This window comes from Rhizobium sp. Leaf384 (assembly GCF_001424065.1).
Lineage (GTDB): Bacteria > Pseudomonadota > Alphaproteobacteria > Rhizobiales > Rhizobiaceae > Ferranicluibacter.
On the sequence record NZ_LMQE01000007.1, the window covers coordinates 77,184 to 96,853 of the forward strand.

Below are 19,670 nucleotides of genomic sequence, written 5' to 3' on the forward strand. Positions count from 1 at the left end.
CCGACCTTTGATGTCAGCTGTTGATGACGATCATGCCGCCGATGAGCAGCATGGCGCCGATCGCTGTTTTCAGCGTCAGCGTTTCCCCGAGGAAGATGCTGGCGAGCAGCGGCACGAAGCAGAACGTCAGGGCCATGAACGAGTAGGCCATCGTCAGCGGCACGCTCTTCAGCACGAAGATCCAGACAAGCGTGCCGACGCCGTAGACGGCAAGGGCGGCGATCATCAGCGGATTGAGCAGAAGCGACAGGATGCCGGCCACGCCGAAGTCGCCGGTCGTTCGGCTCGACAGCTTGAACAGCACCTGGCCCATCGCGATCATCAGCGGCGTCCCGGTCAGCCCCAGCCACAGGGCCGGGCTGTAGGTTCCCCCGCTCATGCCGCGGCCGCCGCGAGGCTATCCACACGCGCACCCTCTTTTTCCACCGTTTCGCAGTAGAAGATGTCGCGGCCGATGTCCTCGCAGACATGGATTGCGGGAACCGGATGGACGGCCCGCAGGAAGGAGTGGGTGTAGGGGAAGAAGTTGAAATGCGGGTTGAAGCTGTAGCGATACTCCCGCTCGCGCGGCACGACGATGATCAGGCGACGGCGCGCGATCCGGCGCAGCTCGGCGATGGCCTGCCGGTAATCGAGGACATGCTCGATGACATGCGTGCAGACGACCGTATCGAACGCGCCATCCGCAAACGGCAGGTCCTCGATGCGAGCCGCGATATATTCGACACCCGGAAGGCTCCCTGCATCGTCGACGACGAAATCCACGCCGGTCACACGGGTGAGATCGGGACGGGAAGCCTGGATATGTTTCAACAGCGCGCCGGTACCGCAGCCGACGTCGCAGACGCTATCACCCTCGATCGCACCGGCTATGCGGCGGATGCAGGCCGATGAATTGTCCGTCCCTGCATGCACGCGCGGATGCTTGCGGTAGAGCGCCTCATACTCAGCTTCCGACAGGAACGGCGCGCGGGCACGAAACTCCGCGAGGTGCACGATATGCTCGCCCCACACCAGCTTGGCGGCCGCGCGGAACAGCCGCGAATCCCGGACGACCGGCGGCAGCAGGTCTTCCAGCACGAAGCGGATGCGGTTTGTCGTCTCGCGGTTCATCGATCGCTCTCCAGGGTCTAAGCGGCGGCGCTGCGCGCAACGCTTGCTTCATGCGGCATCGGCTCGACCGCAACGGTGCCGGGTTCGGCCAGGAAGGGGCTCGACGGCAGCGCCATGTAGTGGAGCCGCAACTGCTCGGCTCTGGCGCGAGCAAGCGAATCGAGGATGAGCCCGGCGGTGAACATCATGAACGAGATCATCATCAGCGCCACCGAAAGCACCCAGGTCGGCATGCGCCGGACGAGTCCGGTCTCGAAATATTCGAGCAAAACCGGCGCCATGAAAATCAGGCTCGCAGCCATGAAGGCCCCGCTGAACGCCCCGAAGAAGGTAAAGGGCCGGGTTTCCTTCATCAGCATGGCGAACATCCACAGGATCCGCCCGCCGTCGCGGAAGGTAGAGAGCTTGGAATGAGATCCGGCAGGCCGCCGGCCGTAATCAAGCGGCAGTTCGCAGACCGGCAGCTTCAGCCGCGACGCATGCACCGACATCTCGGTCTCGATTTCGAATCCGCCGGACACGGCAGGAAAGCTCTTGGCAAAACGGCGTGAGAACACGCGGTAGCCGGAGAAGATGTCGGTAAAGTCGTTGCCGAACAGGGCCCGGTAGAGCCGGTTGAACAGCCGGTTGCCAAACGCATGCCCCTGCCGTCCCGCATCGGCTGTCACACCCCGTCTCGTGCCGACGACCATGTCGGCCCGCTCCGCGATCAGTGTCGCGATGAGCGCAGGTGCGTCGGCTGCCGCATAGGTGCCGTCGCCGTCCGCCATCACGTAGAGATCCGCATCGACATCGGCAAACATCCGGCGGACGACGTGTCCCTTTCCCTGGCGCGTTTCCCGCGTGACCAGGGCCCCGGCAAGGGTTGCCCGCAAGGCCGTCTCGTCGGTCGAATTGTTGTCGTAGACATGAATGCGCGCCGAAGGCAGCGCGGTGCGGAAGGCATGGACGACGGAGATGATCGTCGCCGCCTCATTGTAGCAGGGAAGAAGTACGGCAATCCTGAGGTCTGTCGGAAGCGTCTGCATCGATGTCATCCGTGGCGATCGCATGACAATGCCGATGAAACATTAAAGCCCGGTTGAAGAGGCCCGCCACGCCTCCGGGATCGCCGCGCGGGCCGGCCATGCCGCGCGCTCCGCGTCGCCCGGCAAAGGCTTTTTTCACCTTCCTGCCCTAGGCTGCCGGCTCCCCCGGATATTCCGGAGCTGCTTGCGAGACCGATTCCGTGATCCTTCCCCAGACCAGCTTTCGCAGTGCCCAACCAACGACGCGAGCGGCGACGACGCGTTGGCTGGCAACGCTCCGGGCATCGGGAGACAGGCCGTGGGTCGCCGTCCTCCTTGCCATCATCGTCGTCGTCGTCGCATCCGTCATCGCCGGCATCAGGGCCACCGACTATGTCGGCGGCGACAACGACGACGCGATGCGCCTTGTCGAGGTGCGCGACTTTCTCGCCGGACAGGGCTGGTTCGATATGATGCAATATCGCCTCGGCCTTGCAGGCGGCACGCTCATGCACTGGTCACGCCTCGTGGATCTGCCGATCGCCGGCCTGATCGCCGTCTTCGGTCTCGTCCTGCCGCCGGAGAGAAGCGAGGCCGCGGCTCTGTTCGTCTGGCCCATCCTGCTGATCGTCCCCGTGGTCATCGGCGTGGCCCGAGCCTGCAACAACATCGGCGGGCGGCAGACGATGCTGATCGGCCTCGGTCTCATCGTCCTCTCGCTGATCAGCAATGTGCGGTTCCAGCCGGGGGACATCGATCATCACAATGTGCAGCTCGCCCTGATCGCCCTGCTCGTAGCCGGTCTCACGGACCCTCTCGGCCGGACGGGTGGCCACGTCCTTGCCGGGATCGCAGCGGGGATCGCCATCGCCGTCGGCGTGGAAACCACGCCGCTGGTCGCCACCGCCGGAACCATCGTGGCCCTGAGGTGGGCGTGGCACGGGAGCAGAATGGAAGGGGCCGCGAAGGCCTTTGGCCTCTCGCTCGCCGTCACCGTCGCTGCGGCCTTTCTTGCGACCACGCCGCCGCATCTCTATGGGATGGTGACCTGCGACAACCTCTCCCTCGGCTTCTTCGCCATAGCGACATCCGGCGGAACCACGCTTTACCTGTCGGCGCTGACCGCCAGCAAGGGTTCTCCCCGGGTCCGCGCGCTCGCACTGGCCGTTTCGGCCGCGGCCGTCGTCATCGTCACCATGGTGGTGGCACCGCAGTGCCTGGCAAATCCCCTCGCCTCCCTCGACCCCCTGCTGAAGACCCTCTGGCTCGATCGGGTGGAGGAAGCCCAGTCGATCGTCCAGCTGTCGCAGACCATGCCGTCCTACCTCGGTTTCGGCTTTGCGGCCGGTATCCTGGCAGTCCTGACCTGCCTGATCCGGATCTGGCGAAACGACAAACGGGAGATACACGTCATCTTCCTGGCGCTCTGCCTGCCGACGCTGGCCATCAGCCTGTTTCAGATCCGCGGCACGACCTTCCTCAATTTTCTGTCGATCTTCCCGCTCGCGCTCGCCGTGTCCGATCTGCGCCATCGCGCACAGCGGGAACCAAGGAGCACCCGCGCGGAGCTCGCCTTTGCCGGGCTGATGCTGGCCTCGGTCCCGAGCGTCTGGGCCTTGGCGGCCGCCGCGATCGCGAGCATGGCCGGGACGGACGATACGGTCATGACGGGTGTCAAGACGAGCGCCTGCGTCACCCGGGAGGCGCTTCTGCCACTCGTGGGCGAGCCATCGGGCCTTGTCGCTGCGCCGTCCAACCTCGGCGCAGCCATCCTGCGCTTCACGCCGCATCATGTGCTCGCGGCACCCTATCATCGGAACACGGCCGGGATGCTGGCGGAACTGAACATCGGTCTTGCCTCGCCAACGGCGGCAGGAGATCTCCTCCGGCGCGATGGCGTCACCCTTCTTGCCTATTGCACCGAGGACGGCCAGACCGAACTCGTTGCGCAGCGCGCGCCGGACGGGCTCTATGCCACGCTCGGAAAGGGCATCGTTCCCGACTATCTCGCACCGGTTCAAACGCCGGGCGAAGCGGCGCTGAAGATCTTTCGCGTCCGTGATTGAAGCTCCGGCATCTCAGCTGCGGGTGGGGACCGCGCAGGCCTCGCCACCGGAAAAGAGCCGGGAGCGCGTGAGGAAGCGCTTCTCGCGGCCGTTGTCGAGCGAGAACATGCCACCCCGTCCGGGGACGACATCGATGATCAATTGGGTGTGTTTCCAGACCGCAAACTGGCTGCCGCTGATATAGACGGGCACGCCGCCGATCTCGCCAAGCCGAACATCGTGATCACCGACGATATAATCGTCCGCAGGATAACACATCGGCGAGGAACCATCACAGCAGCCGCCGGACTGGTGGAACAGGATGTCGGGATGATCCTGTCGGATCTCCTCGATCAGGTCGAGTGCCGCCTGTGTTGCAAGCACGCGCTTCTGCCCGTCCGGCATATCGCCGACCTCAACACCCTGCATGACAAGTCCGTCCTTCCATGAGATCCTACTAAATCTAGCGAGTGACGACTCGTGGATGAATGTGACATATTCTCACCCTGGATTTGGGAGGATCACGGTATGTCGTATCGCGCGGAGTGCTATCTGAGTTGCATCAGCCTGTCGTTGCTCATCTGGAGCGCGCTGGCCCTGGTCGCCCGGCACGGCTGAACGACGGCAGCTGCTCGGACAGCAAAGTCTCCCGGAAGGTCCGGGAGACTGTCTTTTCTCGGAGCCACATGTGTGGCGCGCATTTGTCTGGATCAGAAGAAACCGAGCGCCTTCGGGCTGTAGCTGACCAGCATGTTCTTGGTCTGCTGATAGTGATCCAGCATCATCTTGTGCGTCTCGCGACCGATGCCGGACTGCTTGTAGCCGCCGAAGGCCGCGTGGGCGGGATAGGCGTGGTAGCAGTTGGTCCAGACGCGGCCGGCCTGGATGTTGCGACCGAAGTTGTAGCAGCGGTTGGCATCGCGACTCCAGACGCCGGCGCCAAGGCCATAGAGCGTGTCGTTGGCGATCTCGAGCGCTTCCGCATCGTCCTTGAAAGTCGTGACGGAAACGACGGGGCCGAAGATTTCCTCCTGGAAAACCCGCATCTTGTTGTGCCCCTTGAGCACGGTCGGCTTGACGTAGTAGCCGCCGGCCAGATCACCGTCGAGCATGTTGCGCTCGCCGCCGATCAGGACTTCCGCACCTTCCTGCTTGCCGATGTCCATGTAGGACAGGATCTTGTCCAGTTGCTCGGACGACGCCTGCGCACCGATCATCGTGCTCATGTCGAGCGGGTTGCCCTGCTTGATGGCCGCGACGCGCTTCAGCGCCTTTTCCATGAACCGGTCGTAGATCTTTTCGCTGACCAGCGCCCGGCTGGGGCAGGTGCAGACTTCGCCCTGGTTGAGCGCGAACATGGCAAAGCCTTCAAGCGCCTTGTCGAGATAGTCGTCGTCCTCCGCCATCACGTCCGCGAAGAAGATGTTCGGCGATTTGCCGCCCAGTTCCAGCGTCACCGGGATCAGGTTCTGGCTGGCATACTGCATGATGAGCCGGCCCGTGGAGGTTTCCCCGGTAAAGGCCACCTTGTTGATGCGCGGATTGGTCGCCAGAGGCTTGCCCGCTTCGAGGCCAAAGCCGTTGACGATGTTGAGGACGCCCGGCGGCAGCAGGTCGGCGATCAGTTCGGCCCAGACGAGGATCGAGGCAGGCGTCTGCTCGGCCGGCTTGAGGATCACGCAGTTGCCGGCAGCCAGTGCCGGCGCAAGCTTCCACGCGGCCATGAGGATCGGGAAGTTCCATGGAATGATCTGCCCGACGACGCCGAGCGGTTCATGGAAATGATAGGCGATCGTGTCGCGATCGACTTCGCCGATCGTGCCTTCCTGCGCCCGCACGCAGGAGGCGAAATAGCGGAAGTGATCGATGGCGAGCGGCATGTCGGCCGCCATGGTTTCGCGCAGCGGCTTGCCGTTGTCCCAGGTCTCGGCGCGCGCCAGAAGCTCCATGTTGTCTTCCATGCGCTGCGCGATCTTCATCAGGATGTTGGCGCGTTCCGTGGTCGAGGTCCGGCCCCACTTGTCCTTGGCCGCATGGGCGGCATCCAGCGCCGCCTCGACATCAGCCGCTTCCGAGCGCGCGATCTGGCAGAGCACGCCACCGGTGACAGGTGTCGTGTTGTCGAACGTGCGGCCGCTCGCGGCGTCGCGCCAGGCGCCTCCGATGAAGTTGCCGTATTTCTGCCGGAACGGGTTCTCGACGATTTTCTGGTGCAGCATGTGGTTCTCCTCCAAAGGACAGTTCCCTCTGTCTGGCGATACCCTGCGCTGGAAAAGACCGGGACAAAAGGCGCGATGAACCGATCGAGACGACGTTTGTCTCACATCTGCGACAGGCGTGCGCTGCAACCTTCGCTGCATTGCGAAAGCAGGAGACGGTTCAGTCGATCGCGAGCTTCTTGATCTTGCGATAGAGCGTCGCGCGGCTGATTCCGAGGCTTTCGGCAGCGGCAGACACGTTGCCGCCGGCCCGCGACAAAACCCGGCGCAGTGCCGCGCGCTCCGCATCGTCAAGGTTTTCCTGCTCGCCCGCGGGACGATCGTGCAGCAGGTCGGAGGCGGGAATGCCGGCGGCGATCCGCGCATCGTCGATCCGCAGGGTCAGCCGCGCCGCCCGCGTTGCACCGAGCACGAGGTCGTCGCGATCGATTGCGAGCAGCGCCGGCGCCGTCTTGCCTTCGGCCGGCACCAGCAGGATGCGATGGCCGCGAAAGGCCCGGTGGAAAAGGTTCGCTTCGATCCGCGCGGCGGCATCCCGGACGGCCTGCGACAGGATGGACATCGCCATTTCGCCGGCATCCTCCCGGCAGGTGGAGATGTCGATCGCCGCGGTCACCCGTCCGCAATGATCGCGGATCGGCGCGGTCGCACAGGAAAGACCCGTGTTACGGCTGAGAAAATGCTGGTCGCGGAAGATGACGATCGGCCGCTCGTCCGCGATCGACGTGCCGATCCCGTTGGTGCCGACGCTTGCCTCGCTCCACACGGTGCCGGACCAGAGGCCGATGCCGCGGAAGTCCTCGTCGTCGCCGGCAGCCCCCCGGCGATCGAGCGCCACGCCGTTGCCGTCGGTCAGAAGCAGGCAGCATCCCGCCTTCCCCACGGTGGCAAACAGCCTGTCGATCTCGCCGCGCGCTTCTTCGAGCAAGGGTTCGCTTTGTTCGCGCGCGAGACGAAAGGCCTGTTCATCGAGCCGTACGGGAAGCCGTGCTTCCTCGGGCGAAAGCCCGTGCACGGTCACGCAGCGCCGCCACGAAGCGGCAACGGGCGAACTGGCTGCCGCAGACACATGATGCGCCACGGCCTGAACGTGATCCGAATGGTTCATCCGCTCTCCTCCCCGAAAGCTGACAGTATGGCACTATACCGGGATTTGCTCAAACGTCCATGGCAAGGGCGAGAGACTCCGCCGCGATCGGAAACACCGCCCGGGAAAAATCACCCCTGCCTGTGTCCTCGAAGCCTCCGGCTTGCTACAGCGGGACAAGAGTCGACCGATGACGGTCGGCGTCCCCCGCATTCCATTCGACGGACCATCATGCTGCGCGACATTTCCTTCCAGAGCCTCTTCATGGGGTTCCTCACGGCCTTTGTCGGCTTTGCCAGTTCGTTCGCCGTCATCCTGCACGGCCTGTCGGCGGTCGGCGCGACCGAAGCCGAAGCGGCGTCCGGGCTCATGGCCCTCTCGGTCTCCATGGGCGTTCTTGCCATCCTGCTGAGCGTGTGGACACGCCTTCCGATCAGCATCGCCTGGTCGACGCCGGGCGCCGCGCTCATCGCCAGTTCGGGCGCGATCGCCGGCGGTTTTCCGGCCGCAGCCGGCGGCTTCGCGCTCTGCGGCGTCATGATCGTTATCGCCGGCCTCTGGCGTCCCCTCGGCCGGCTCGTCGCCATGATCCCTGCCCCCCTGGCAAATGCCATGCTCGCGGGCGTATTGGTGTCGCTGTGCTTTGCGCCGGTCAAGGCCGTGGGCGCCGATCCTGCCCTCGGCCTGCCGATCGTGCTGGCCTGGGCCCTTGCCGGAGCGATCAATCGTCTGCTGGCCGTGCCCGCCGCCCTCCTGGCCTTCACGCTCGTCATCATCTTCGGCATCGACATCCCGCCCGGCGCACTGGACGGACTTGCTGCGACGCTCGTTCCCGAGCCGGTCTTCGTGATGCCGGTGTTCACGGTGGCGGGCCTTGTCTCCATCGCCCTGCCCCTCTTCGTCGTCACCATGGCCTCGCAGAACATTCCCGGCATCGCGGTGCTGAAAGTCCATGGTTATGCGCCGGAGCCAGGGCCGCTCTTTGCCGCAACCGGGCTCTTTTCGCTCTTTGCGGTGCCCTTCGGCGGCCATGCCGTCAACCTTGCGGCCATCACGGCGGCCATGTGCGCCGGACCGGATTCGCACGCCGATCCCGCGCGGCGCTACTGGTCGGCCATCCTCGCCGGCATCTTCTACATCGTCTTCGGACTTCTGGCGGCCACCGTGACCCTGCTCGTCGGCCTTGCCCCGCCGGTGCTCATCCAGGCCGTGGCGGGCCTCGCGCTGATCGGCGCGTTTGCGACGTCGGCCGCCGCTGCCTTCAAGGATGCCGAAAGCCGCGACGGTGCGGCCATCACCTTCCTCGTGACGGCCTCCGGCGTCAGCTTCGCCGGCATTTCCGGCGCTTTCTGGGGCATCGTCGCGGGTGGCCTCATGCTGTCTCTCGCCCATCTGAGGGCGAGACGCGCCGCCGCGCGCCGACTGTCCTGACCCGGCCTCAGGCCGCCACGGCCGGCGTCGGCGCGACGATCTCGGCAGAGGCCGGCGGATCGATCTCGGCAGACGTCATGAGGGCCGTCATGACCGCCGTCTTAATATCGGAGAGCGGCTGCGGCTTCCCGAAGAGATAGCCCTGAACCTGAAGGCAGCCCTCTCCCTGCAGAAACGTCATGTGCTCCTCCGTCTCCACCCCTTCGGCCAGCACCGGAATATCGAGGCTGCGCGCCAGGATGATCGTCGAACGGACGATCGCTTCGGCCGGCCGGCTGCGGCCGATCCCGTCGACGAAGCTCCGGTCGATCTTGATCTTGTCGAACGGAAAGTTCTGCAGCGTGGACAGCGAGGAATAGCCGGTGCCGTAGTCGTCCATGGCGATCTTCACGCCCATGGCCTTCAACTGGCGGATGATGTGCAGGGCGTGCTGCTGATCGCCGATGATGCCGGACTCCGTGATCTCGAGTTCCAGGCGCTCGGCGGCAAGCCCGGTCTGCAGCAGGATGTCGCGCACCCGGTGCGGCAGAAGCCTGTCGGCCAGCTGCGCCGAGGCGACGTTGACCGCGATGCGGACCGGCTGGGTCCAGGACGATGCCTCGCGGCAGGCGGTTTCCAGCACCCAGTCGCCCAGGGTCTGGATGAAGCCGGTGCGCTCGGCCAGGGGAATGAATTCGGCAGGTGACACCATGCCGCGCGTCGGATGCCGCCAGCGCAGCAGGACCTCGTAGCCGATGATCTCCCGGCTGAGAACGTCGTTCTGCGGCTGGTAGAAAAGCTCGAGTTCGCCGCGATCGATGGCGTGATGCAGGTCGATCGACAGGAGGCTGCGATCGCGGGTGGCGGCGTCCATGCTCGGCTTGTAGAACCGAACGACCGTCGGACCTGTCATCTTTGCGCGCTGCATCGCAAGATCCGCCTGTGCCAGAATGTCGGTCGCGGTCTGCCCCGAGCCGGGAAACAGCGCGATGCCGGCACTCGCCGTCACGCGAAAAGCCTGTCCCTCGAGGTCCATCGGCAGGTTGACGGCACTGAGGATCCGCTCGGCGAAATCCTTCGCATCGGCCTTCATGAAGAACTGATCCCGAACCGCCACGAATTCGTCGCCGCCGTTGCGGGCCAGAAATTCGCCGGGCTGCAAGACGCCGGACACGTTCTCGGCGATTTCCCGCAGGACGCGGTCGCCGACCGCCTGCCCATGCGCGTCGTTCACATCCTTGAACCGGTTGACGCCGATCGCCACCACCGCCATGCGAGCCGTATCGTCGCGCGGCTGGCGCATCGTTTCGCCGACATGCTCGTAGAGCGCGTTCCGGTTCGGCAGCCCCGTCAGCGCGTCGTGCAGCGACAGATGCCGATAGCGTTCGGCGGCCATCTGGTTGGAGTTCAGGTCGATGATGTAGGCCGACGCGCCGAGCGCCAGCATGACCCCCATGATCAGGAGGACCATGGCCGCAAGCCCGCTTTCCGAGACGCCCATGGCCGGGATCGATATCGTCGGATCCGGCACGACGGTCATGCCGGCCATCGCCGTGAAATGCAGCGAGGCGATCGCCAGGATGAGGCTGACAGCCCCGCCATACTTGCAGAAACGCGTGACCGGCCGCGCGATGCGGTTTGTGGCCACGGCCCCGAAACCCACCGAGCAGACGACGGCGGCAACGGTCAGCACCGGATCCCACGTCTTGATGCCTGCGACGAGGAAAGCGGCCATGCCGACATAATGCATCGCGACAATGCCGAGACCGACGATCCCGCCGCCCAGCTCGATGGTCGCGCCCGTCTGCCGCCCGGCGGTGACGGCAAAACCGAACAGGGTGAAGCCGACGGCGATGGCCAGAGACAGGAGACTCATGAGCGGGTCATAGGCGTGGTCGAGCGGCATGCGGTAGCTGATCATCGCGATGAAGTGCGTCGACCAGATGGTCGAGCCGCCGATGGAGCCCGACAGGAACAGCCAGTGCAGCTTCTGGACCCCTCGGGTGCGCCGCACCCGGGCGTAAAGCCGCATCGTCAGGACGGAGCCGAGAATACACATGACGAAGGCTGCCGCCAGCAGCGGGTAGGAATGGTCGAGCGCCACGCAGGAGAGGATTGTGAGCATGAAACACCTATGAGAGACAGCGCAGATGTCGCATGCGCGGTCCCATCAGGCCATTAACGCCGCCTGATGTTCTTTGCGCACGGTTACCGACCTCTGAACGGCCGGAGGCGCGCAAGCATTGCATTTCCGGGTATTCTCCGTTATGGACGCGCGTCCGCGCAGACACCCTTGGAGGCAAACGCGGATGAGGCCTCAAAACCTCGATCCGCACGGCGGCATCGCCAGCGGATGCTTCACAACAAGAAAGGTACTGCCATGAGCAACGCAACTTACGAGCTCAAGGCCGAAACGCGCGAACGGGTTGGTAAGGGGTCCTCCCGCGAACTGCGACGTAACGGTCTTATCCCTGCTGTCATCTACGGTGACAAGCAGACACCGATTTCCATCGCCCTCCCCACGAAGGAAGTCACGCAGCGCATTCACGCCGGCGGTTTCATGACCACGGTTGCCACGATCGACGTCGACGGCCAGAAGATCCAGGTTCTGCCGAAGGACTACCAGCTCGATCCGGTGCGCGACTTCACCATGCATGTCGACTTCCTGCGCGTGTCCAAGAACAGCGTCGTGACCGTCGAAGTGCCGGTTCACTTCGAAAACGAAGACAAGTCTGCTGCCATCAAGAACGGCGGCGTTCTCAACGTCGTTCGCCACACGATCGAACTGGTCGTCCCGGCGAACGCGATCCCGGACGCCATCACCGTCGACCTCAGCAGCCTGGCCAAGATCGGCGACGGCATCCACATTTCTGACATCACGCTGCCCGAGAACGCGACGCTGACGATCACCGACCGTGACTTCACGGTTGCGACAATCGCTGCTCCGGACGTTCTGACGGCGGAAGAAGAAGAAGGTGCATCGGCTGCTGACGCTGCCGGCGAAACCGAGAACGAAGGCGACGCCGAGTAATCCCGACTTCGGGGTAAGCTGACGTCACTGTTCTACGAAAGGCCCGCTTGGCCCGCGCAGGCGGGCCTTTTTGCGTCTCGCCCGGCGACTGTCGCTTCAACAACATTTAATGCTTTTGTGGTCTTGTTGCCGGAGGTTGTGCGGTGTTCCAGCATGCGGAACGATGCGCGATCGGTGCGGGGACGGGCCATGACAGACGCGAATGCCGAGGCGAAACAATGATGCACTCCGTGGAACATCGTTTCATCGCGATCGTGTGCGGCGCCATGCTGATCTTCGTCGCGCCGCTGATCGTGCTCTTCCTCTACCTCTCCTCCGGCCGCATCGAACGCGAGCAGATGGCCACGGCCGAGATCATGCTGGACGCCGGCGCCAAGGCGTTGGCCAAGCCGCTCTGGGATTTCGACGCGGAGGCCCTCAACCGCATCGCCCGCGCGCTGACGGCCGACGGCAACATCGCCTTCGTCAAGGTGACCGGCGCGCCCGGCGGTCTTTCCACCATCTATCCGGCCGTGGACGACGAAGCGGCTGGCTCACATGCGGTCCTGTCCCGCGACATCGTCTACGACGCCGAAAACGGACGGAAATCCCTCGGAACGGTCGAGCTGCACGTGCGCAACGGCGGCCTGTTCTCGCGGTTCGGCACCGACGAGCTCATCATCTTCTCCATTCTGATCGTTGCCATTGCCGTCGTCTTCCTGGCAGCCATCGTCGGAAATCGCGTCACCGTCATCCGCCCGCTCCTGCGCCTGACCGCCGCGATCGAGATGAGCCGCCTGTTTGGATCGCGCCAGCGGGTCGAATGGGAATCGGACGACGAGATGGGCGCACTCGTGCTCAAGTTCAACGAGATGCAGAGCCGTCTCGAAAACGAGCAGAACGCGCTCCGCCGCGCCCATGCGCGCTCGACCGAAATCTACAATCTGACACCGGCCATGTTGTTTTCGATCGATCTCGAAGACAGGATCGTTGCCGTCAGCAACTTCTGGCTAAGCAAGACCGGCTATGCGCGCGAAGTCGTCATCGACCGGCTGTTTTCGGAATTCATCCATCCCTCGGCGCACGAAGCCTATCGCGATCGCCGCATCGCCGCCGGACTTCAGAACACCTGCGAGGTCACGGTGCCTTTCGTCAAGGCGAACGGCGAGACCATGACCGTTCTGATCCAGGAGACCATGACGCTCGAGCATGGGCAGACGGAAGATGCCGCCCTCGCCGTCATGACCGACATCACGGCCCTGAAGCAGGCCGAAAGCCGCAACCAGATGCAGGCGATGACCGACCATCTCACCGGTCTCCTCAACCGCCAGGGCTTCGAGGCGGCCCTCAACGCCGGCATCCGCAAGGCCGACGAGCGCTCCGGAGAACTCGCCTGCGTCTTTATCGATCTCGACCGGTTCAAGTGGATCAACGACAATTTTGGCCATGCGGTCGGGGACGAGGTTTTGCGGCACGTGGTTTCCCGCGTTCGCGCCAACCTCCGGCCCGAAGACACCATGTCGCGCATCGGCGGTGATGAATTCGCGATCCTTATCAATGGCGAAAACGTCGAGATGCTCGCCAGCGACATCGGCGACAGCATTTGTGCGAGCCTCGCCGAGCCGATTGTCGTTCGCGGTACGGAGCTTTCGGTCAGTTGCAGCGTGGGGATCGCTCTTTATCCCGTCCATGCCGAGAACGCCTCGGATCTGCTTCTGAAGTCCGACATCGCCATGTATGCGCGCAAGCACGGCGGAAAGAACGGCAAGCAGATGTTCGATACCTCGATGCTCGACGCCGCCCGGGAGCGCCACGAGATCGCCCAGCATATCGAGACGGGCCTGCGGGAGGACTGGTTCGAGGCCTATCTGCAGCCAATCGTCGGCATGAGTGATGGCCGCATCGTCGGCTTCGAAGCTCTGATGCGCCTGAACCATCCGGAAAAGGGCGTCCTGTCTCCCGCCCGCATCATCGGCATCGCGGAGGAAACCGGCACGATCGGCCGTGTCGGCGAACGCATCCTGGAACGCGCCATCGGCCATCTCGCCGCGATCTCCCGCCTGGAAGGAACCGGCGAGACCTACCTCGCAGTAAACTTCTCGCCGATGCAGTTCGAGACCACCTTGCCCCACAAGCTTGCGGCACTGCTTCTGAAGAATCATATCGCGCCGAGCCGCATCGTCATCGAGATCACGGAAGCCGTGCTGATGCTCGACAGTCCTGAGGTTCATGCCGTGCTGAAGCAACTCGGCGAATTCGGCTGCCGCATCGCGCTCGACGACTTCGGCACCGGCTATTCGTCCCTGAGCTATCTCAACCGCTTCCCGGTGGATATCGTCAAGGTGGACCAGTCCTTCACCCGCTCCCTGACGGCGGAAGAGGTGGACGTCCGGCGCAAGAGCCGCATGCTGATCAAAGGCATTCGCACGATCTCCAACCAGATGGGCTATGATACGGTCGCCGAAGGCATCGAAACGCTCGAAGACTGGGAGCTCCTGAAGAAGCTCGGCATCGATTACGGCCAGGGCTATTTCTTCAGCAAGCCGATGGCGATCTGCGACATGCTGAAGATGCTGGAGAGCCACTCGGAAGCCAAGGCCACGACGGCCTGAGCGACACGTGCGGGCCTGCAGGCCTCTCGAGAGACGGACAGACGACAGGGAGCAGAAGGCCGGCATGCAGCAAACGGGACCACGGGAGGCGCGACGCGCGACGGCAGTCGGAACAGCCGCCCTGTGCGCGCTGCTTGCGGCGACGCCCGCCGCGGCGCAACCGGCCGTCGCCCCGGAGACACCGGAGACACCGAAGACATTGACGTTCCTCACGGAGGAATATCCGCCTTTCGGCTTTATGAAGGGCCAAGTGATATCCGGCTCGTCCGTCGAGCAGGTTCGTCGGATTCTGGCGGATGTCGATCTCGACTACACGCTGAATATCGTCCCTTGGGCCCGCGCTTTTGCAACGGCGCAGTCCGATCCGGCGACCTGCATTTTCTCGACAGCGCTTCTTCCCGAGCGCGCCGCGACATTCAAATGGGTGGTTCCCCTCAATGTCGATACGATGCTGCTCGTCGGTCGCACCGGCGGCACCGCCCTCCCCCGGACGATCGAGGACGCCACGGGCTTCACGGTCGCGGTGCACAAGGGCGACCTCGGCGAACGCATCGCCCTGGCGAGGGGGTTCAAGCATCTGGATTCGGCACCAAGCGTCGAGCTTTCCTTGAAGAAGCTGCTGGCAGGCCGCGTCGATCTTGCCCTGCTCACGGGCAAGACCTTCACCGAGCTGAAGGGCCAGGGCCAGCCTCTGGAGGAGATCCTCAAGGTCGAGACCACGCGATCCGGGATCGCCTGCAATCGCGCCGTCCCGGACGAAACCATCGCCGCGATGCAAAAATCGCTCGACCGGATGATCGCGGACGGGACCCAGGCCGAGATCGAACATCGCTACAGCAAACGCGACAACTGACGCCGTCGAACGCCTCACCTGCACGAACCGGCTTGACAGACACGCCCTCGACAGGTGCAGAAGCCTTCCTGCAGCATGCGCGCACGGCGATCCTGCACCCGAACCGGCAACAAACCGAGACGAGACAATGTTGATCTTTGCAGGACTGGGAAATCCGGGCCCGAAATATGCGGGCAACCGCCACAATATCGGTTTCATGGCCCTCGACGCGATCCATCGCCGCCATGCCTTTTCGCCCTGGTCGAAAAAGTTCAAGGCCGAGATTGCGGAAGGCGATCTCGGCGGCGAGCGGGTGCTTCTTCTGAAGCCGCAGACCTTCATGAATCTCTCGGGCGAAGCTGTCGGCGAGGCCATGCGCTTCTACAAGGTTCCGGTCGGCAGCGTGGTCGCGATCTATGACGAGCTTGACCTTGTTGCCGGAAAGGCGCGGCTGAAGACCGGCGGCGGCCATGGCGGGCACAATGGCATCAAGTCGATGGACGCCCATTGCGGCCGCGACTATCGCCGCCTGCGCCTCGGCATCGGCCATCCCGGCTCCAAGGAATTGGTGGAACGGCACGTCCTCGGCGATTTTTCCAAAGCCGACCGGCTCTGGCTGGAGCCGCTGCTCGACGCCCTGGCCGACAATGCCGACATGCTTGCCCGCGCCGAGGATTCGCAACTGATGAACAAGCTGGCGCTCGCCACCGGCAGCCCGCCGCCGGCGGAAGCGGCCGCAAAGCCGAAGCCGGCCGGCCAGTCGCACATCAGGGCCGCCCGCAATCATGCCCAGCCGAAAATCCTGCCGACGACCGGACCGATGGCGGACATGCTGAAGAAGATGTTCGGCAACAAGGACGACTAGGCAACCCGCATGGGAAACCCTTGGGCCCGGACGGGAAAACCCGTGGACGACGTGCTCAGTTTTCCGGCTCGGTGGTCAGCATCATGGGGAAGCCCGCCTCCTTGGCGAGATCGGTCGCCTCCTTCGCCTTCGTTTCGGCGATGTCGCGGGCGCAGACCAGGAGAACGCAGGACCCCATCTTGTGGGCCGTCAACATCATCCGGTAACCGGTCTCCTCGCTCATCCGGAACACGATCTTCAGGACCATGATGACAAAGTCGCGCGGCGTATAGTCGTCGTTCAGGAGAATGACCTTGTAGAGTTTCGGCCGATCGAGCTTCGGCTTGGTCACCGTCTTCGGCGTGGTGGTGGTACTATCGCTCATGAGCAAGCGCCTTCCGACGAAAAGGCCCGGGTGCAGGCATGCCGCTATATCACATCGGACAGGCCGCGTTTCAAGCACGGCCACACAATTTCCCGGGCTCGCCGAGCCGACGACAACCGGTTGCGGCACGCCCCTTGCCCGCGCCTCTGCCGCCCCCACCCCTTGACCCCTCTGCCGCTTTCGCCCATAGGCACCGCATTGCAAAACTACGAGAGACGGGTCGTCACGCCATGGGTTTCAAATGCGGTATCGTCGGTCTGCCGAACGTCGGCAAGTCCACGCTGTTCAACGCGCTGACGAAGACGGCGCAGGCACAGGCGGCGAACTATCCCTTCTGCACCATCGAGCCGAACACCGGTGAAGTTGCCGTGCCCGATCCGCGGATGCGCAAGCTGGCCGATATCGCCAAGTCCAAGGAACTCATTCCGACCCGCATCGCCTTCGTCGACATTGCCGGCCTCGTGCGCGGCGCGTCGAAAGGCGAAGGCCTCGGCAACCAGTTTCTCGCCAACATCCGCGAAGTCGATGCCGTGGTCCACGTGCTGCGCTGCTTCGAAGACGATGACATCACCCATGTCGAAGGCAAGATCGATCCCGTTGCCGATGCCGACACGATCGAGACCGAGCTGATGCTGGCCGATCTCGAAAGCCTCGAGCGCCGGACCGAGCAGACGCGCAAGCGGGCGAGCTCGAAGGACAAGGAATCGGTTGCGGCCCTTCCGATCATGGATGCGTCGCTGAAGCTGCTCAACGAAGGCAAGCCCGTCCGCACGCTCCTGTCCACCCTCAACGCCGAGGAGCTCCTGATCCTCAAGGGCCTCAATCTCCTGACGTCGCACCCCGTCCTGTATGTCTGCAATGTCTCCGAAGCCGATGCGGTCGAGGGCAATGCGCATACGCGTGCCGTCGAGGCGATGGCCAAGGCGCAGGGCGCGGAAACCGTGGTCATCTCGGCGGCCATCGAGTCCGAAGTGGCCCAGCTTCCCGAAGACGAGTCCCGCGAGTTCCTCGAAGCGCTGGGCCTCAGCGAAGCCGGCCTCGACCGTCTCATCCGCGCCGGTTACAAGCTGCTCGACCTCATCACCTATTTCACGGTGGGTCCGAAGGAGACCCGCGCCTGGACCATCGAGCGCGGCACCAAGGCACCGGCCGCAGCCGGCGTCATCCATTCGGACTTCGAACGCGGCTTCATTCGCGCCAACACCATCGCCTATGACGATTATATCCAGTTCGGCGGCGAAAGCGGTGCCAAGGAAGCCGGCAAGGCCCGGGACGAAGGCAAGGAATACGTCGTCCAGGACGGCGACGTCATCCACTTCCGCTTCAACACGTAAAGCTGCGGATCGGCGGGCAAAACAGCCATCGGCAAGAAGACGCACCCCCCGCATTCCGCACCGGAGATGCCGGGGGCGCTCTCTCAAGCGCGTTGCGTGAAAAGGATTCATGCAACGCGCTTTAAGGTCTTGTTTTGCTGCGTGTCGTTTCCCGAAACCGCTGCACACGTTCGGGCGAGATGCCTTAGTGGCCGGAAAACGCGACCAGCGTCCGCACCTCGACACCCAGTGCTTCGAGCTTCGCGCGTCCGCCGAGGTCGGGAAGATCGATCACGAAGCAGGCGGCAACAATATCGGCGCCCATCTGCCGCAGCAGTTTGCAGGCCCCTTCCGCCGTACCGCCGGTCGCGATCAGATCGTCGATGACGATCACCTTCTCGCCGGGCGTGATGGCGTCGCGATGCATCTCCATCTCGTCCACGCCATATTCGAGGCTATAGGCGATCCGCACCGTATCATGGGGCAACTTGCCCTTTTTGCGGATCGGCACGAAGCCGGACGACAGCTGGTGCGCCACGGCACCGCCCAGGATGAAACCGCGTGCCTCTATCCCGGCGACCTTGTCGATCTTCGTCCCGGCGTAGGGATGCACGAGCTCGTCGATCGCACGGCGGAACGCCCGCGGATTGCCGAGGAGCGTGGTGATATCGCGAAAGAGAATGCCCGGTTTCGGGTAATCCTCAATGGTGCGGATGGCGGCAGCAAGCTCGCTCTGTAGAGAAGACGTCATGAAAACGATAGGCCTCGCAAAGGTCTGTTACCCCCGAGTCTTAGCACCGGAAAAGGTCCGACCCTACAGCCTTTTTCACGCACTCGGGATTTCGCTGGAAACGGCCCGGCCTGCCGCCGAGCCGTTTCCCTGCAGGTCGTCAATCGGCAGGAGTGGGGCTTTTCTGCAGGTTTTCCTGCACCTTGCGCGCCACGGTCGGGTCGGATTGGGCCGCCGTGATGATTGTCTTGTAGTCGTTCAGCGACATGCCGGGAGAGGTCTCGACGGCCTTGATCATCTGCTGGTTGGCTTCGTTCTGCAGCTTCTGCTTCGCCGCCGCGTCGGTCGTCGTGCCGATCTTGCGGGTGTAGTCCTGCCGTACCTTGTCGACCTGGAGATAGGCGACGGCAAACGCCTTCAGTTTCTCATCCGTGATGGACGCTTGCGGCGCCGGGATTTGCGAGGCTCCCGCGGACGGCGTCTGTGGCTGCGTGGCCTGCGGCTCCGCCGCACCCTGTGCGAAAGCCGGCGACTGGACGACAAGAACGCCGAGGAGCGCGGCCGTCAGCGAGGCGACGGGCGTGGAGGCGACCCTGGTGCGGAACGTTGTCGTGGGGCGGTTGATCATTCATTGTCCTTCCGTGTTTCCGGGAAGCTGTCCGCTTCCTTTGCGTTTCTCAGCCCGCGCCCTTCTCGCCAATGCACCTGGCGAGAATGTGACGCCGAGGCGTTTTCCGGAACCATCCGTCCGTCTGGTGTGTTTGACAAAGGCTCTCTGCCGCCGCGGCGGAGAACGGGAGGAAACACAGGAGGAAGACATGCGACTGTTTGAATGTGGTGCGCTGGTCCCCGGATGTGACTGGCATACAAGGGCCGACAACGACGCGGAGATCGTGCGGCGGACGGTGGAACACCTGCGGCAGGCCCATGGTGAAAGCCTCATCCGCGAAACCATGATCGACAACATCAAGTCGCGGATCGCCGAAGAGACGAAGGCGGCCTGACGGCTCAGGGCATCGGCGCCGCAGGCGTTCGGCCTGCGGCCCATCGCAATCACGCAGGC

The 19,670-nt window shown here is 63.9% G+C and carries 18 protein-coding genes; 8 read left to right on the forward strand and 10 right to left on the reverse strand.

Features of this window, described 5'->3' with window-relative positions; all coding sequences use genetic code 11:
• Positions 1-13 precede the first annotated feature (13 nt).
• Genes ASG25_RS16155 through ASG25_RS16165 form a run of 3 tightly spaced genes read right to left on the reverse strand, consistent with a single transcriptional unit; the run spans position 14 to position 2,141 of the window.
• The gene (locus tag ASG25_RS16155; RefSeq protein WP_062476146.1) at positions 14-379 is read right to left on the reverse strand and encodes a transporter; all 366 of its coding nucleotides are present in this window, start codon (positions 377-379) and stop codon (positions 14-16) included.
• Complete coding sequence (locus ASG25_RS16160) at positions 376-1,113, reverse strand: class I SAM-dependent methyltransferase (RefSeq protein WP_062476149.1); 738 nt, start codon at positions 1,111-1,113, stop codon at positions 376-378. The genes ASG25_RS16155 and ASG25_RS16160 overlap by 4 nt, the downstream gene beginning before the upstream one ends.
• A gap of 17 nt (positions 1,114-1,130) precedes the next feature.
• Complete coding sequence (locus tag ASG25_RS16165; RefSeq protein WP_062476152.1) at positions 1,131-2,141, reverse strand: glycosyltransferase; 1,011 nt, start codon at positions 2,139-2,141, stop codon at positions 1,131-1,133.
• Between the two features lie 200 nt (positions 2,142-2,341).
• Between ASG25_RS16165 and ASG25_RS16170 the strand changes: the two genes are divergently transcribed.
• Positions 2,342-4,186: a hypothetical protein gene (locus tag ASG25_RS16170; RefSeq protein ID WP_082480279.1), complete on the forward strand. Its 1,845-nt coding sequence runs from the start codon at positions 2,342-2,344 to the stop codon at positions 4,184-4,186.
• Positions 4,187-4,198: 12 nt separating this feature from the next.
• Here the strand turns inward: ASG25_RS16170 and ASG25_RS16175 are convergent, their stop codons facing one another.
• The 3 genes from ASG25_RS16175 to ASG25_RS16185 all read right to left on the reverse strand — a co-directional run bounded on the left by ASG25_RS16175 (position 4,199) and on the right by ASG25_RS16185 (position 7,492).
• A complete protein-coding gene (locus tag ASG25_RS16175; RefSeq protein ID WP_062477048.1) occupies positions 4,199-4,570 on the reverse strand; it encodes a DUF779 domain-containing protein in 372 nt (123 codons plus the stop codon).
• Positions 4,571-4,875: 305 nt separating this feature from the next.
• A complete protein-coding gene (gene adh / locus ASG25_RS16180) occupies positions 4,876-6,384 on the reverse strand; it encodes an aldehyde dehydrogenase (RefSeq protein ID WP_062476155.1) in 1,509 nt (502 codons plus the stop codon).
• A 160-nt stretch (positions 6,385-6,544) separates the two neighbouring features.
• On the reverse strand, positions 6,545-7,492 hold the full coding sequence (locus ASG25_RS16185; protein ID WP_062476158.1) for a helix-turn-helix domain-containing protein: 948 nt from the start codon (positions 7,490-7,492) through the stop codon (positions 6,545-6,547).
• Between the two features lie 210 nt (positions 7,493-7,702).
• Here ASG25_RS16185 and ASG25_RS16190 point away from each other — a divergent pair, with 210 nt between their 5' ends.
• Positions 7,703-8,902 (forward strand): benzoate/H(+) symporter BenE family transporter, encoded by a 1,200-nt coding sequence (locus tag ASG25_RS16190; RefSeq protein WP_062476161.1) that lies wholly within the window; start codon positions 7,703-7,705, stop codon positions 8,900-8,902.
• Between the two features lie 7 nt (positions 8,903-8,909).
• Here the strand turns inward: ASG25_RS16190 and ASG25_RS16195 are convergent, their stop codons facing one another.
• Positions 8,910-11,006 (reverse strand): bifunctional diguanylate cyclase/phosphodiesterase, encoded by a 2,097-nt coding sequence (locus ASG25_RS16195; protein WP_062476164.1) that lies wholly within the window; start codon positions 11,004-11,006, stop codon positions 8,910-8,912.
• A 255-nt stretch (positions 11,007-11,261) separates the two neighbouring features.
• On the opposite strand from ASG25_RS16195, the gene ASG25_RS16200 reads away from it, so the two are divergent.
• The 4 genes from ASG25_RS16200 (at position 11,262) to pth (ending at position 16,200) form a co-directional block, all read left to right on the forward strand.
• A complete protein-coding gene (locus ASG25_RS16200; RefSeq protein ID WP_062476167.1) occupies positions 11,262-11,912 on the forward strand; it encodes a 50S ribosomal protein L25/general stress protein Ctc in 651 nt (216 codons plus the stop codon).
• A 221-nt stretch (positions 11,913-12,133) separates the two neighbouring features.
• On the forward strand, positions 12,134-14,503 hold the full coding sequence (locus ASG25_RS16205; RefSeq protein ID WP_347360109.1) for an EAL domain-containing protein: 2,370 nt from the start codon (positions 12,134-12,136) through the stop codon (positions 14,501-14,503).
• 64 nt (positions 14,504-14,567) lie between these two features.
• Positions 14,568-15,356: a transporter substrate-binding domain-containing protein gene (locus tag ASG25_RS16210; protein ID WP_062476173.1), complete on the forward strand. Its 789-nt coding sequence runs from the start codon at positions 14,568-14,570 to the stop codon at positions 15,354-15,356.
• A 127-nt stretch (positions 15,357-15,483) separates the two neighbouring features.
• On the forward strand, positions 15,484-16,200 hold the full coding sequence (gene pth / locus ASG25_RS16215; protein WP_062476176.1) for an aminoacyl-tRNA hydrolase: 717 nt from the start codon (positions 15,484-15,486) through the stop codon (positions 16,198-16,200).
• 55 nt (positions 16,201-16,255) lie between these two features.
• Here the strand turns inward: pth and clpS are convergent, their stop codons facing one another.
• Positions 16,256-16,564, reverse strand: a complete 309-nt coding sequence (gene clpS / locus ASG25_RS16220; protein ID WP_062476179.1) for an ATP-dependent Clp protease adapter ClpS — start codon at positions 16,562-16,564, stop codon at positions 16,256-16,258.
• Positions 16,565-16,794: 230 nt separating this feature from the next.
• Between clpS and ychF the strand changes: the two genes are divergently transcribed.
• Entirely contained in the window at positions 16,795-17,898 is a 1,104-nt protein-coding gene (ychF, locus tag ASG25_RS16225) for a redox-regulated ATPase YchF (RefSeq protein WP_062476182.1), read from the forward strand.
• A 184-nt stretch (positions 17,899-18,082) separates the two neighbouring features.
• Here ychF and ASG25_RS16230 read toward each other — a convergent pair whose 3' ends face one another.
• Positions 18,083-18,628, reverse strand: a complete 546-nt coding sequence (locus tag ASG25_RS16230; protein ID WP_062476185.1) for an adenine phosphoribosyltransferase — start codon at positions 18,626-18,628, stop codon at positions 18,083-18,085.
• A 139-nt stretch (positions 18,629-18,767) separates the two neighbouring features.
• On the reverse strand, positions 18,768-19,235 hold the full coding sequence (locus tag ASG25_RS16235; protein ID WP_062476188.1) for a DUF4168 domain-containing protein: 468 nt from the start codon (positions 19,233-19,235) through the stop codon (positions 18,768-18,770).
• Positions 19,236-19,425: 190 nt separating this feature from the next.
• Here ASG25_RS16235 and ASG25_RS16240 point away from each other — a divergent pair, with 190 nt between their 5' ends.
• A complete protein-coding gene (locus tag ASG25_RS16240; RefSeq protein ID WP_062476192.1) occupies positions 19,426-19,611 on the forward strand; it encodes a DUF1059 domain-containing protein in 186 nt (61 codons plus the stop codon).
• The last annotated feature ends 59 nt before the right edge of the window (positions 19,612-19,670 follow it).